The organism is Methylophaga sp. UBA2012 (genome assembly GCF_002335235.1).
Classification (GTDB): domain Bacteria; phylum Pseudomonadota; class Gammaproteobacteria; order Nitrosococcales; family Methylophagaceae; genus Methylophaga; species Methylophaga thalassica.
Map to the genome: position 1 here is coordinate 25,730 of NZ_DDCG01000006.1, position 15,160 is coordinate 40,889.

Here is a 15,160-nt window from a genome sequence, read left to right on the forward strand (position 1 = left end):
TAACCTTATTCGTGGATCCAGACTTTGAGGCCAGCTTGTACCTGGTTAAACAAAGACAACACATCCTGATTACGCATACGGACACAGCCATGAGACAACGCCTGCCCCATTGGCAGCGAATCAGGACAGCCATGGATATAAATATACCGGCGCATTGTATCAACATTTCCCAGTCTGTTTTTACCGACTTCCAATCCACTGAGCCAGAGAATGCGTGTGAGAATCCAGTCACGGCCTGGAAATTTATCAGCGAGAGCTTGACTAAAAATCTCTGCTGTCGGACGTCTTCCAACAAAGACACTATTGATAGGCTGATGCTCACCAATTTTGGCACGAATAATATGCCAGCCACGCGGTGTACAACCACTGCCGTTCTGTTCACCAGCGCCATTGAGTGCAGTAGACACAGGTGCATCAAACAATATCTGATCCTGCTGACGCAGCCAACAATGCTGCTCTTTCAGCGAAATATCCAGCCAGACTTCATTGTCTTTTATAAGGTCGGTATTATTCATTCGTTATTAACGGATTCTTCAGTATGTGGCAATAAATGAGACTCATCCTCTTCCTCTATTGCTTCAACAATCATGGTTAACGGTTCTGTTTCATAATCACGTTCAACCGTTTCTAATTGTGGCAACGATTTACTGACCTTCGTCGACAACTGACCAAAACGGTCGACTTTGCCATAAAGCCCTTGTTTGCCGGCGATCCCTTTGATGACCTGATTATATTGATTACTGACAGTGCCCAAGGTATTACCTAGTTTTTGCAAACGCTCGGCAACAATCGCAACCTGATTATAGATATCGCCAGCTTTCTCACTGATTTCCCGTGCTTCAGCATTACTACGTTCCATCATCCACAGATTCGATACCGTTCTGAGAATGGGTATCAATGTGGTATGAGACACCAGGACAATGCCTTTTTTATAACCATACTCAAACAAATCTTTATTATTTTTCAGTGCTTCAATATAAGCGGGTTCAATCGGCATAAACATCAACACAAAGCTGGGACTACGCATACCAACAACATTGGTGTAATCCTTCGAAGCCAAATCGTCGATATGTTTACGTACCGCTCTGACATGGTCAGCCATCGCCACAGTGTAGGCCTCTGGTGTATCTGCTGATACAGCCCGGTCATAGGCATTCAAGGACACTTTGCTGTCAATAATGATGTGTTTATTATCGGGCAGCTTAATCAAATAATCCGTTTGTTTCTGTTTGCCTTCGGCATCTTTAAACGCTGTTTGCACTTCAAAATGGGCATCTTCAATCAGGCCACTCATTTCCAGTGTACGTCTGAGTTGTGCCTCACCCCAGGCACCACGCTGCTGAGAGTCACCTTTTAAAGCAGAAGTCAGGTTATGCGCGTCCTCACTCATTTTCAGACCGATATCCAATACCTTTTTGATCTCGGCATTCAGATTGGTATTGCCTTTGATCGAAGCATCATGGACTTCGTTGATACGTTTTTGAAACCCTTCAATTTGCTCACGAAACGGTTTCAGTAATACATCAATACTGGACTTGCTGGTATCGGTAAATGTTTTGCCTTTTTCTTCAAAAATCTTATTGGCAAGATTCTCAAATTCTTTGGTCATGGCCTGTTTGGTTTCAGCCAATTGCGCCATTTGTTCTTTGAAATGCTCTTCCCTTCTCTCGAGTGTCGTTTTTAACTCGGTATGTTGATTGGACAGTGAATGATAGGCTTGTTGTAACTCTTGAAACGCGTCCAACTGCTGCTGCAGCTCTGTCTTTTTATCGGTGAATTGTTGTTGTAAAGATTGGTTATTAGCCTGAGCAGTTTCAAAGTGTTTTTCGGCCTGATGTAACTGTTGTTTTGTCTGCTCAAGACTTTGATTTAACTGCTGAACCTGCTGTTTATATTCAGCTACTGTCTCAGTCAAGCGTGACTCGGTCGACAACGCCGTTTGTAACTGTTGCTCCTGTCGGCTGTGACTGAGTTGTAACTCATATAATTGCGATTGCAAGGCGGTTAATTTGCGACTATGACGCAAGGCAAATAACAAATACGCCAGTGCAGCAGAAACACAGCCAACAATCACGAATAAACCAATAAGTTGATCGGGTGACAGACTTTCTAGCATTGTGATTCCTGCTGGTTAGAGGGTGATTTATCAACCTTCCATATGACGGCTGAATAAGCCTTACAAGATAACAAAGCCAGCGTAGAAATGCGATATTAGCTAGTGTTTATGTGCAGCCTTTTTGACGCCCCATACGGTGATAACACGACTCAGCATAAGGGGAAATAAGCTCAGCCAGGCAAGCCATAAAAATACATCATGATGATGCTGTTTAGGCACACGTTCTTCCACAATCAAAGGCTGTGATTGCTGTTTATGAATTTCATCAATGGCTTGTGCAAATTCATCTAAAGAACCAGCTTCAAAAGCCTGATACGGCACCCCAAGAGTTTTAAATGTCTTATGCAATTTCCGTTCAGGCATATCAATCCACAGCAGGCTGTCATTATCGCTGGGTTCCAGTGTCATGCCTCGCATCGAACGCAGATAAATCCAATATAAGTTCAGGCGCATTTTCTTAAAAACCTTCTGCAGATATTGTTTCTGTTCCGTCGATAAAATCTGGCCACCATCGGAAATGAGCAGAATATTTCGTGAACCCCGGTAAGGTTGGTCTTTATACATATTTACCGCCAGACTCAGTGCTTGAAAAATATCGGTTTGAGATAATCCTCTCCCAAGCCCACCCGCATTGATAGTCGCCAGCACAGCATCTTTGTTATAAGTGAGCTTCAATATTTCTGTTGATTTGGTGCTAAAAAATACATAACCAAAACGATCGTCAGGACGGCGTTTCACAAACTCAGCCAAATAATCGCGCGATACTTCGCGTTTGCTCTTTTTAACGCCGGTATAGCGTTGTAAGGTATTGCGTGGCGGACGGGCAAATTGGTCGTCCATGCTACGACTGCGGTCTAATAAAATGACAAACTCTGCCCCTTGACGGGTGCGTTCAACAATTTGTTCGGGAATATATGGATCTGCCAGCGTTAAAATCAGGCAAATCATCACGACTGAAGTGGCTAACTTGCTGAGTACGGAAAGAATGCCTGACAAGTTATCTTTCGGTATAAAACCTTGCCAGGCTATTTTTTTTGTCGTGTTTTGAAAAAGCCAGGGCAATAAAGCCAATGGCAGTCCGTAAAAAAAGACAGGATGAGCCCAACTGAGCTCAGACATCAGTCGCTCCCACACTGCTATACACTGGGGAGCGCTGACACAACATCAAGTGAAAATGACAATCCATGTCAAACATAGGTTATTCCATTTAGTCATTAATCGTCTGTTCGTACAAACCACCTGTATGGCAAAAATACTAATAAAATCAGAATCAAAGCTGCTCCGGAAAACCAGGCGTATAAGTCGTAATCAATAGTTTGCTCACGGGTATTGGACTCATCACGAATGGTGTCTACCAAATCAACCGGATCGTTAGGGGAAGACACAAAAGCAAATCCGACGCGATTCGCCAATGTGGATAAATGTGATTTTTTCTGTGATGATAAATGCTCAGTTCTGGGTCTATTCACCTGCACATCTTTATCTGATCGCATGGAAGCATAAACATCTTCATGCATGACTTCATTCACACCCCAGACACCGTCAATCACACCCTTATCATTGGTTTTAGGTATAGGCAGTAGTTCATCTCCCCCCACGCCGACCAGAATCCCATGAATTTCGCCCGGAGTGCCAGCAAATTTAGGAAACAACGTCGGGTTAATCGGCGGTGACTCATGACCATCCGTTAGCATGACAATCGTCGGTTTTGGCTCAATCTGTTTGGCCTGACGAATCGCAGTATAGACCGCTTTCGACACTTCACTAGAGCGTGCCCATGCCATATAGGGGTCGACTTGCTCCAGCATCTGTGTCAAATCATGATAAGAAGAACAGACTTCTACCGGGTTCATCAGAATCAAACTTCTGGCTTCACTAAAAATGGCGAGCCCGGCATGAGCACCACATGGCATTTCTAACAATGTCCTGCGCGTAAATTCTTTGGCCCAAGCCAGACGACTGACTTTTTTACCATCAATTTCAGCGTCTTTCACGTTCATACTGTCAGTGATATCAAGGACAAAAATAGCGTCCATAATTTTGACATCACGCTTGACCAGTGGGAACCATAAAGCCGCCATCACTAATATTAAAGCTGTCAGCATAATGATAGCCGTCAGCAAAATACGTTTTTGGTAACTCAGTATCATGGAAGATCTACCTTAAACGCTTTACTCTCGATAGAACGCTGACTACTGATAATGTTTTTCTCAAAGTCAGGATTCACATCCGGATCTTCAGGTACAGCCCGTAAAGCCACTTCCAGATTATAGCGGGCATCCCACATATCAGGATTGATAGCCAGAGCACTACGAAAATCCTGCTTCGCCAATTCAATCAAAGGCAACTGACGTGCATCCGCTTCCGTCATTTCTAATGCGGTCCGTAAATTGATATTGGCACGGTTGTAATAAGCCAGAGGCATCAGATCTTTAGGGGCATCACCCAAAGCAATGGTTAGCTGATCCAGTGCCAACTCATGTTTATCCTGCTTCTCAAAATCAGCCGCTTTGGCAAAATGTGCTCTTGGATCATCAGGGACTTCTTCACTACTGGAAGGTGAAGCAATGTACTGTTCGATTTGTATTTCCTGCCACAGTTTAATGCCAAGATAAATCGCCGAAGCAGCACTACAAATAATCAATAAAATCAGCACAAAACGTAATGTTTGTAATTTTTTATTCATGGGCTTTTTTCACTCCCCACCATGTATATAAATGTGAACTTGCCAGTAACAACATTGCTAACATCGCCAACCAAAGAAAAACATCTTCCTTGGGTTCATGAGGCAGCGTTTCTTCCACAATCAAGGTTTGATAGTGGCGTCTGTCGATTTCGGCTAAGGCGTCAGCAAAGCTCTCTAAAGAACCAGCCTCAAACGCACGATATGGCACACCTATAGATTTAAAGAATGTATGTAATTTCCGTTCCGGAATATCAACCCATAACAAGTTGTCATTATCACTTGCTTCGAGTGTCATCTCCTGTCTGGATTTGAGATATATCCAGTAGATAGTCAGGTTCATTTCACGGTAAATCTTGGTAATTTTTTCTTTTGCCTCATCCGTTAATATCTGACCACCATCAGACACCAATAAAACAATCCGGGAACCACGATAAGGCTGACCTTCAAACATCTTGGCACTGCTTAACAGTGCCTCAGCCATATTGGTATCGGATAAACCTTTACCCAAAGCATTGGCATTAATGGTTGCTAATACTGCCTCTTTGTCATAAGTTAGCGGTAAAAGATTGATAGCTTTGGTACTGAAAAATACAAAACCAAAACGATCATCCGGACGATTTTTGACAAACTCGGTTAAATAATCGCGGGCGACATTACGCTTGGAGTTATCGCCCCCCACACTCACCGACGCTGCCTGTGTTTTAACCGCAAAAGGATCATCCATACTTCGGCTGCGATCTAACAATAAGACAATCTCAGCCCCTTCACCGACACGCTCCCTTTTTTGTTCTGGCAGGCTTGGTGCAGCCAGAGCAATAATCAGACAGGCAATGGCTAGTGAAGACAGTGTTTTTAGTGTGAGATTGATGACTCGTGATAATGGGTCAACCGGCACAAGGTTCACCCACGCCACCGTTTTGTCGAGGTTATGATTGAACCAGGGTAATAATGCCAATGGCAATAAAAGTAATAGCCAGGCATGATCCCATTCAAAGCCAGCTAACATCATGCCATTTTCTCCTTAGCACGACATTTTTTAGCCAGCTCGAGTGATTCTGCAAAACTTTTTTGTTCCATCGGTTCGCGACTAAAAAAGTGACTTGCCGATTGCTGATAAAAGCTTTCAATGTCTGCAGCTAAGGGTTCCAGCCACGGACATTCTGCCCAAAGGAGTGGCAGATCATTTTTGACAAGCACACGTCCGGCACAACGATTAAATGCATGGTGTAACTGACGACTGGCTTCATCGGCATTTTTGCGACCGAGAAAACGCATCTTATTCAGCTCAAACACCGCCGTTGCAAAAGGCAGACGATGGCGTGGACGTAAACCAAAGTGCCAGGCCAGCCAGATCAGAATGGATAACAGCAAGACAGCAATGGCAATCCACAAGTTTGTCAGCAGTTGCTGATGACTCTGTGCAGGTAACACCGCATCGGCACGCGGCTGATGTTTGCTACCTTCCGCATTGGGTAGAAACGAGCCCAACTCGATTGTCGCTGCAGGAATCGTTAAAAACTGACCATCCTGTGTACGCAATTCCAGTTCAGGTGTTTTTACATCGCGGGTATGAGCAGGCACATTAATTATCTGAAACGTCAATGACATAACAGAACCTTCTGACTCACGCTTTAATAATTGAACCCAAGGTCCATAACGTTTATCAACTTGAGGCAGAGAGTGTTCCTCAAGTTGACTGCTATCAACAGGTAAATTGACCGTTGCATGGATTTGGTCACCGACCAGTAATCCCCAGCTACGATCAAAACGAATAGTGACATCTTCCGCATACACGTTAGTTGTCACCAGAGTGAATAAAAACAGAGCAAATAATCGCATTGTCTGCATTCCTATGAGTTTTTCATGGCGTAAAAATATTCGGTCAACTGCTGTGGTGTGATATCACCCTCAACATAAAGCGGTCTGATGCGATAACGCATAAAACAGGCTGAAAGTTGAGAAAAATGATCCTCCATCTGCTGTTGCCAACGCTTCTTAATACTGGGTCGCATCCACACGCTATGCCGTTGCCCCGTTTCTGCATCTCGCGTTTCAGCCCAACCTGCGTGAGACGGAAAATGATCAACATCATCATGTCGCCATACAATCGGAATCACCGTGTATTGAGATAATTTGCGCAGACTTTGTTCTAACAAACTGAGATCAAAACAGAAATCAGAGGCTAGAAAGATCATGGCCCGTTTACTATTAATCAGATCTGTTGCCTGTGTCAGTCCGGCCGCACCCGCCGCTTTTGGTTTAGCAGCGCCCATCAACCGTTCAGCTGCAAACGCGGGCATACTACGTTGTCTGGTCGGCATAATCGTCATGTCCTGACGCCATTCACTATCAAAGGCTGTCATGGCAAAACGATCACCAATACCAATTGCACTATGGGCAATCATATGGGCCAACTTAGCCAATCGTTCATGATTAACACTGGATACGGTCATAGATTGACTGATATCTGACATTAACCACAGAGTGACGGAAGCACGCTGCTGATAACGTTTTACCAACCAGCGCTGCTGACTCTGCTGTGTGACATCCGCTGCCTGCTGACGCAAGCTGGCACGAATGTCCAGGCGCCGTGGATCAGGGTAATCAAACAAGTCAGCAAACCCAGCAAAACGATCACCACTACCTAATGCTGTGCCGCTGTGAGCACCAGGCACATGGCTAAACACCTTATCTGGGAAACGATAAACAAACTCCTGCTGAGGCAGGTTTCTGGTAGCCATACGACTTAAGGTGTCGCAATATGATCGCGAAGTGCTCGAACAAATTGCGGCATAATTTGTTCACGTCGACCTTCATATACTGGTGAAAGGAAGACGCGGTGCGTCATCGAAGGTAATAGGACAGTATGAATATCATCCGGTAGAACATGATCTCTGCCATCAAGCCAGGCCGCCACTTTTGCCGCTCTCACCATGGCTGACATACCACGTACGCTGGCGCCAGCAACCACCAAATCTTCCACATAAATATCAGGCATCTCGATACCTAACTCATGCGGAGTCCAGCTGGCATCCCATAATCGCACCACGTAGTTTTCAATTTCTGGTGACACAAAAATAGCGCGTTGAATGTCGTGATCCAGTGCGTTTAATTGCTGGTAATCCAGTAATGGCTCTCCAATATTACTCAATAGCTGATCAACATCATGGAAGGCTGGATCAAAAATAAGCTGGCGACGAATCGCATCGTCTGTTGGGCGGCTGATATTAATTTCGAATAAGAAACGGTCACGTGCTGCTGCACTGAGTTCAAAGGTTTCTTCTTTTTCAACGGCATTACGATCTGCAAACACCACCATATGCGGGAAACGATATTCTTTACCAAAGGCTTCAACACTTCGCTCTGCCATGGCACGCAGTAATAAAGACTGAACCTGAGGACGGGCACGATTAATTTCGTTAAAGAAAAATACCGCGGTTTCTTCACCATGGTTAATCAGCGGACCCGGATCAATCACAGGTTTACCTTCAGCGTTAACCCAGGCGCTATAAAGCAGGTCATTAGGCATTAAGTCCACACTACCTTCGATACGACCAAAGGAACCGCCCAGTGCTTTTGAAAAGGTACGCAGTAACGTGGTTTTACCCACACCGACACCACCTTCCAGCAACACGTGACCACGAGCATGCAAAGCTATTAAAATCAGCCGAACGGCTTCTTTTTGACCAACAACTACCTTGTTAACAACATCTTCTAATTCCAGCGCGTGTTGTCTCGCTGTTTGTAAAAGCTGAGATTCAGCCATTTTCTCTCCCCTTATTGGTTTTTTGTTTTGTTACTTTAGCAAGTCCATTTACAAAAAGTCATTGTGAATCAAAAATTAATCTATTTAATTCCTCACTCAGACCGCTTCGTTATACATAAAAAAATAAATGCGTTTAGATGCGAACCATGTTCAATCAATGAATGCTATTAGAACTGTATCCTAATCTGTGTTCAGCTGAAATATGCCTAGCATCATCGGGCAAATTTCCCGATGCCTGAAACAGCGCTTTGCAGATACATGGATTGCTCCTAGACTAGCTCTATCTTTGTATTAGTGAAAAACGGATGAATCTACAACTCCAACTCTTTGTGCGGATTTTGATTATTGCTGTTATCTGCCTTATCGCTAGCGCTTGGTATGTCTTATATCAAACAAATCAACAGGCATTAAGTGAGGCTGAGTCGACTGCGACCCGAATTGAACATCAGATCAGACAACAACTGTTACAGATGTTTCAACGTTATGATTTTTCTCAGTCTTTCCCTGATATCGGTTTGTGGCAAAAAATTGAAAGTGTGCCCGGTTCATGTACTCAGTTTTTATCTCGTACACAAAGTCGCCAACGCAGCTTATGCAACGCAACACAAACATCGAATAAAAACTATCCCATCTGGTTCGGCCATTTTTATGCACAGTTTTTTAACCCTGGCGTGGAAGTGAAACGCTCTGTCAGCTTTAATGCAATAAAGTACGGAACGATACTGGTGACGTTAAATGTGGATATTGAAACAGCCCGTGCCTGGCACAACTTACAGGCTGCTTTGGGTGTGCTTGTGGTGACCATCCTGGCTTTATGTTGTCTGGTATTTATCACCATCAATCGTATGCTAAAACCGGCAAAAGATATCGTTAGCGGCTTGGAAAAAATGCGCGCTGGTGATTTGTCTGTTCGCTTACCTGACTTTGATATCGCTGAGTGGAAACGCACCAGTCATGCAATCAATGCATTGGTCAATACTCAGCAAAATATTCTGGCAGAAAACAAACAGCTGTCTATTAAGATTATGAACACGCAGGAAGAGGAACATCGTTATATTTCACGTGAGCTACATGATGAGTTTGGTCAATGTCTCGCGGGTATAAATGCCGTCACCACTTCCGTGTCACAGACAGCAAAAACCTCTTGTCCTGAATTAGTTGAGGAAATACATTCGATCCGTCATATCACTAGCCACATGATGAGTGCACTGCGTGATTTGTTAACACGTTTACGGCCAGCCGAACTGGATGAGCTCGGACTGGAAACCAGTTTGAAACAACTCATAAAAAGCTGGAATCAACGTAGTTCAGGGAAAACCAGTTACACCTTATCGCTGACTGGCAATATAGATGAGTTACCAGAAACATTGGCCGTGCATGTTTACAGAATCGTGCAGGAATGCCTAACCAATATCGCCAAACATGCCGGTGCCGAACACGCTAACGTTGTCTTGGATATTCAAGATGGCACACTTTTATCATTGATCATTAAAGATGATGGTATCGCTGATTTAAGTGCCTTTTCCAGCAGCAACGGTCTGGGCTTACTCGGTATCCATGAACGTGTAGCAGCCCTAGGAGGTGATCTCAGTCTGGATACACAAACCAACGGTGGTCTGGTTGTCACCATTATCTTGCCCATGAACCCAAAACCGGAAGCCAAACTATGAGCAACTCTATTCGAATTATGTTAGTTGATGATCATGCCATCGTCAGAGAAGGCTACCGTGCATTATTACAGAAACAAGCCAATTTCGAAGTCATTGCTGAAGCGTGTGATGGTGCTGAGGCCTACTCTCTCTATAAAGAACATCGTCCTGATGTAGTAGTGATGGATATTTCCCTGCCCGGTCAAAGTGGTCTGAAAGCCATTGAACGGATTCGACAGTTTGATAATCAGGCGAAAGTCCTGGTATTCAGCATGCACCAAAATCCCAGCTTTGCCCTACAAGCCACTCGCGCTGGCGCGCTGGGTTATATTACTAAAAGCAGTGATCCGGAAGTTTTGATTCGTGCCATCGTGCAGATAAGCAATAATAAACATACCTTAAGTGCCGATATCGCTCAGGCGCTGGCAATGGAAAAATTAGGCCAAGATCAGTCAGCCATTGATGAACTGACCGTTAGGGAGTTTGAAATATTAAGACTTCTGCTCGAGGCTAAATCGAGTCAGGAAATAGCTGAATTATTGAACATCAGCCCAAAAACGGTAGCCAACTCACACTACATCATTAAAAAGAAATTAGGGGTGAACAGCGATATTGAACTGACTCGCCTCGCCATAAAAATGAACCTCGTCAACCTGCTAGAGCTGGTTGACGAGGCAACGTAATCAAATGATTATCTGAACCATAAGGTATTAACGTGTGTATTGATAGATAAAAGGTTCACTTCCATCCATGAAATACAGACATTGAAAGCTGTCTTCTTTGATATTGATCATTTCACACACCAGTGTTTCTTTAGTCTCTTCCTGCTGCCACTCATCCTGGCAAGAATCACGGTATTGTGGTGCTGAGATATCAGTCAGCGTAAGTGTTCTGCCATTTTTGTCCCATTGGTAGTTAGATTTGTACAGGTCACAGCTTGCTGCGTCATTGTTTTCCTTATAACTACCCGTGCCGTCCTCATTCCATTGCTCAGCACCATCTGAAACCCAGTGACAGGTATCATCCAGATAAGCGGTTTTCCACTGGCCTGTAATATTGATATCACTGACTTTCATCTGTGGTTTGTTGAATGTAATGGTACTTTCAAGGCCCAAACCACGTTTATTCACTGCAGTTTGATAACTTAATTGCATTTCCGTACCACGGAGAGTGTCCAGTGCAGAGTACATTTCCATACACCCTTCCATACTGGTTCCTGGCAACGCACTAAAGTCAGTCTTTTCAATAAGCTCAACCAATTTTGTATAGTTCATGCTTGAGCCGAAGCCTAGCGCATTTGGGCTTAGGTCTTCAGAACTGATTGCTGCGACAGCCTGTTTCCCTTTCTCTCCACTATAAACAACCACATGTGAGCCTTTGATAGCGGCATACACGGGGAAGTCCACGGGTAATGGCAGATCTAAAGTCACTTCGCTACCATCATCTGGTATACGGATACTAGCCAGTTCAGGTACCATTTGTAGTAACGATAAAATCCCGGTTGGATTGGTGGTTTCAACACTGAATAAAAAATCGAGTTTCAGAGGAAGCTCACTCTCAGCATCCAGCTCTAAATCAAACAATGACAGGCCAACACCTTTTATTCCCTGAGCCATACCCGTAAATGCGCCCAACATCATCGGACTCATCTGTTTAGACTTAAGTTGAGCCTCTTGCAGATCTGGACAACTAAAATCAGCGTTAGTGAATGCTGTCCATAACTTTGTTATGCCAGGTGTCAGATTATCCATATCCAGCGCGAGTCCCATACTGGTAATCTTATCGCTTGGATCAGAGATATGGTTTGGAATATGGCCCTGCAGACTTTCCAGCACATTAATGACCATCTCATTGTTTATTTCCAGTAATGCACTCACATTGGCAATGAGTTGATTACCTTTCACTTCCATATCGTTATAACCCATCAACACGCGTGGCGCCTGACTAACCAGTTTCAAGGTATCAGCCTGACAAAGTTGAGCATCAGGGTCATTCATTGCTCTTTTGGCTAATGGCGTGTCAGAAAAATAGCGTTTGAAATCTTGTGAAGCTCTTGAATTATCAGCTGTGAACAGGCCTTTCATTAACTTTTCGATATCAAACATGAATACCAAATCATTGGTATAACCTTGCTGCTCGCGAATATCCGCTAAGGTTTTCTCAAAAGAAACAGGTACGGGTTTCTGGGCGAGACGCTCATCAATGTCGGTCTCCGAATCTTTAGGGGTGATCATCGTCACAATAGCGGAAGAATCTGTTGTGGCTAGAATCAGTTGCAGATCATTTTTATCAATTACCCAACTTAAAACCGATTGCTGAGCCACGGTTTTTTCCTGAAAACTCACGCCCGCTTTTTCTGAGATGGTTTTAAACAGATTAACGATTTTTTGTTTATCCGCTATGGGCATATTAATGACAGGGACTAAACCGTGTAAGTAAGCCGCATAGTCACCTTCAGAAGCCAAACCAAAATAGTCGTTAAAAGCACCATAAGTGCCATCTGTGTTTTCAGTGTAGTCGGTCAATAAGGCATTTAGAAATTTTGTGGCAGGCGTATCAGACATTAAGAGTTCTGACTGAATTTCATTTAAAGCGCGTTTTTCTGATGGAGAAAAACCTAAAATTGGCGAGTCAACTAAAAAATCAGCTAAGGACTTGCTCGTCGTTCCACCCATGTAAAATGCTGTGTCATCAGGCACATACTGCACAATCGCTGATGTCGAAGAATGCTGTTGTTTGTATTTCCAAACACCCAGCCCAGCAATAACGATAATGACTAATACAAAAAATGCTTTTTTCATTACACCTCCCTGCCCTATTCAAAAAAGCTAACATGGTGCAACAAAACAACATCAAACAAAAACCGTTTTTGCAAAAACGTTAAGTACTTTGCAAAAAAAAGCCCGCTGACATTTGTCAGCAGGCTTTTATTCATGAAACAAACAGGATTAAGTCCTAGGCTGCTTCACTTTTATCGTCAAAATCATTACGTATCAGGTAATCAAATGCTCCCAGCGCAGCTCTGGCACCATCCCCCATCGCCATAATGATCTGCTTGTATGGAATGGTGGTTACATCACCTGCGGCAAATACACCGGGTAATGAGGTTTGACCATGGTTATCAATTTCAATCTCACCAAATTTACTTAATTCGATAGTGCCTTTTAACCAATCGGTATTCGGCAACAAACCAATCTGAACAAACACGGCATTTAATTCAACCGTGTGTTCTTGCTCAGTCGCTCTATCGATATAAACCAACCCATTAACTTTGCCATCATCGCCGGTAATTTCCGTTGTTTGGGCACCGGTGATAACTTCAACGTTATCAAGCGAGAACAGCTTTTTCTGTAACACGGCATCAGCACGTAACTCACCATTGAATTCAATGAGTGTGACGTGACCCACAATACCGGCTAAATCAATGGCTGCTTCCACACCGGAATTACCACCACCGATCACCGCTACGGGTTTACCTTTAAATAATGGACCATCGCAGTGTGGGCAATAGGCAACACCATGACCACGGTATTCCTTCTCACCAGGCACACCCAGTTCACGCCAACGTGCCCCGGTCGCTAAGATGACAGTTTTACTAGACAGCGTCGCTCCACTTTCCAGCTCAACGTCAATCATCTTGCCATTCTTTTTCAGACCTTTTGCACGCTGAAGATTCATCACGTCCACTTCATATTCTTTGACGTGTTCTTCTAAAGCCGCTACTAACTTAGGCCCTTCAGTTTCTTTGACAGAAATGAAGTTCTCAATCGCCATAGTATCCATCACCTGACCGCCAAAACGTTCAGCCACGATACCTGTGCGGATCCCTTTACGTGCAGCATAAATAGAGGCTGACGCACCGGCAGGACCACCACCGACAATCAGTACATCAAAGTCTTCTTTCGCACTGATTTTTTCTGCCTCGCGTTTAACCGCACCCTTGTCTAATTTGGCAATAATTTCAGGCAGACTCATACGGCCTGAACCAAAATTTTCACCATTTAAATAAACAGTAGGCACCGCCATGATTTTTCGCTGATCCACTTCTTCCTGATATAACGCACCGTCAATCATGGTGTGCGAAATATTCGGGTTATGAACCGCCATCACATTTAATGCCTGCACCACTTCCGGGCAGTTTTGGCATGAAAGCGAAATATACGTTTCAAAGTGATATTCCCCTTCCAGCCCTTTAATCTGGTCGATCACTTCCTGATCGAGTTTTGTTGGATGCCCACCGACATGTAGCAGAGCCAACACCAGCGATGTAAATTCGTGGCCCATAGGAATACCGGCAAAACGAATTTTTTCCTGTCCATCGGGTTGTTTAATCTGAAACGACGGTTTACGTGAATCGCTATCAGCATCATCAATAAAGCTGATGTCCGCTGACATATCGGCGATTTCTTGCAATAGATCGCGCATTTCAGTCGCTTTAGCACTGTCATCTAATGCCGCAATCAATTCAATTGGGCGTTTGATGTTTTGCAGATAACCTTTCAGTTGTCCGGCGATATTTGCATCCAACATAATAATTTACCTTAATCTATAAGTAGTTTAGTGACGCTGCCCGGGCAAAGCCCGGACAGGTCGATATAGCCTGATTAGATTTTGCCAACCAAGTCTAATGATGGAGACAGAGTCTCTTCACCTGGCTGCCAAGAAGCAGGACATACTTCACCATCGTGAGTTGCAACATATTGTGCAGCTTGTACACGGCGAACTAAATCTTTGGCATTACGGCCGATGCCCAGGTCATTAATTTCAGCGGCTTTGATAATACCTTCTGGGTTAACAATAAATGTACCGCGAAGAGCCAGACCTTCTTCTTCAATCATCACTTCAAAGTTACGGCTGATAACACCTGTTGGATCACCAATCATTGGGAATTTAATCTTTTTGATGGTTTCTGATGCATCGTGCCATGCTTTGTGAGTGAAGTG

14 protein-coding genes are annotated in these 15,160 nt (G+C 44.0%); 2 read left to right on the forward strand and 12 right to left on the reverse strand.

Features of this window, described 5'->3' with window-relative positions; genetic code table 11:
• Positions 1 to 5 precede the first annotated feature (5 nt).
• The 9 genes from B2248_RS06365 to B2248_RS06405 form a co-directional block, all read right to left on the reverse strand.
• Positions 6 to 515, reverse strand: a complete 510-nt coding sequence (locus tag B2248_RS06365; RefSeq protein ID WP_273181921.1) for a L,D-transpeptidase — start codon at positions 513 to 515, stop codon at positions 6 to 8.
• Entirely contained in the window at positions 512 to 2,116 is a 1,605-nt protein-coding gene (rmuC, locus tag B2248_RS06370) for a DNA recombination protein RmuC (protein WP_273181923.1), read from the reverse strand. The genes B2248_RS06365 and rmuC overlap by 4 nt, the downstream gene beginning before the upstream one ends.
• 99 nt (positions 2,117 to 2,215) lie before the next feature.
• A complete protein-coding gene (locus B2248_RS06375) occupies positions 2,216 to 3,235 on the reverse strand; it encodes a vWA domain-containing protein (protein WP_273181926.1) in 1,020 nt (339 codons plus the stop codon).
• A gap of 95 nt (positions 3,236 to 3,330) precedes the next feature.
• Positions 3,331 to 4,266: a VWA domain-containing protein gene (locus B2248_RS06380; RefSeq protein ID WP_273181928.1), complete on the reverse strand. Its 936-nt coding sequence runs from the start codon at positions 4,264 to 4,266 to the stop codon at positions 3,331 to 3,333.
• On the reverse strand, positions 4,263 to 4,802 hold the full coding sequence (locus B2248_RS06385; RefSeq protein WP_273181931.1) for an MxaK protein: 540 nt from the start codon (positions 4,800 to 4,802) through the stop codon (positions 4,263 to 4,265). Before B2248_RS06385 ends, B2248_RS06380 begins: the two co-directional genes overlap by 4 nt.
• Positions 4,795 to 5,811, reverse strand: coding sequence for a vWA domain-containing protein (locus B2248_RS06390; RefSeq protein WP_273181933.1), 1,017 nt, complete (start codon positions 5,809 to 5,811; stop codon positions 4,795 to 4,797). Before B2248_RS06390 ends, B2248_RS06385 begins: the two co-directional genes overlap by 8 nt.
• Positions 5,808 to 6,641, reverse strand: a complete 834-nt coding sequence (locus B2248_RS06395) for a hypothetical protein (RefSeq protein WP_273181936.1) — start codon at positions 6,639 to 6,641, stop codon at positions 5,808 to 5,810. Before B2248_RS06395 ends, B2248_RS06390 begins: the two co-directional genes overlap by 4 nt.
• An 11-nt stretch (positions 6,642 to 6,652) precedes the next feature.
• Positions 6,653 to 7,543 carry an MxaS protein gene (locus B2248_RS06400; RefSeq protein ID WP_273181939.1) on the reverse strand — a complete coding sequence of 297 codons (891 nt, stop codon included), beginning with the start codon at positions 7,541 to 7,543 and terminating at the stop codon, positions 6,653 to 6,655.
• A gap of 5 nt (positions 7,544 to 7,548) precedes the next feature.
• A complete protein-coding gene (locus B2248_RS06405; protein ID WP_273181942.1) occupies positions 7,549 to 8,568 on the reverse strand; it encodes an AAA family ATPase in 1,020 nt (339 codons plus the stop codon).
• Between the two features lie 305 nt (positions 8,569 to 8,873).
• On the opposite strand from B2248_RS06405, the gene B2248_RS06410 reads away from it, so the two are divergent.
• Both B2248_RS06410 and B2248_RS06415 read left to right on the forward strand, forming a co-directional pair.
• The gene (locus tag B2248_RS06410; RefSeq protein ID WP_273181945.1) at positions 8,874 to 10,238 is read left to right on the forward strand and encodes a HAMP domain-containing sensor histidine kinase; all 1,365 of its coding nucleotides are present in this window, start codon (positions 8,874 to 8,876) and stop codon (positions 10,236 to 10,238) included.
• Entirely contained in the window at positions 10,235 to 10,900 is a 666-nt protein-coding gene (locus B2248_RS06415) for a response regulator (RefSeq protein WP_273181947.1), read from the forward strand. Before B2248_RS06410 ends, B2248_RS06415 begins: the two co-directional genes overlap by 4 nt.
• 27 nt (positions 10,901 to 10,927) lie before the next feature.
• Here the strand turns inward: B2248_RS06415 and B2248_RS06420 are convergent, their stop codons facing one another.
• The 3 genes from B2248_RS06420 to B2248_RS06430 form a co-directional block, all read right to left on the reverse strand.
• Entirely contained in the window at positions 10,928 to 13,018 is a 2,091-nt protein-coding gene (locus tag B2248_RS06420; RefSeq protein ID WP_273181949.1) for a hypothetical protein, read from the reverse strand.
• A gap of 154 nt (positions 13,019 to 13,172) precedes the next feature.
• Entirely contained in the window at positions 13,173 to 14,747 is a 1,575-nt protein-coding gene (ahpF, locus tag B2248_RS06425; protein ID WP_273181953.1) for an alkyl hydroperoxide reductase subunit F, read from the reverse strand.
• Between the two features lie 74 nt (positions 14,748 to 14,821).
• On the reverse strand, positions 14,822 to 15,160 hold a 339-nt coding region (locus B2248_RS06430; protein WP_286722472.1), incomplete at its 5' end, for a redoxin domain-containing protein.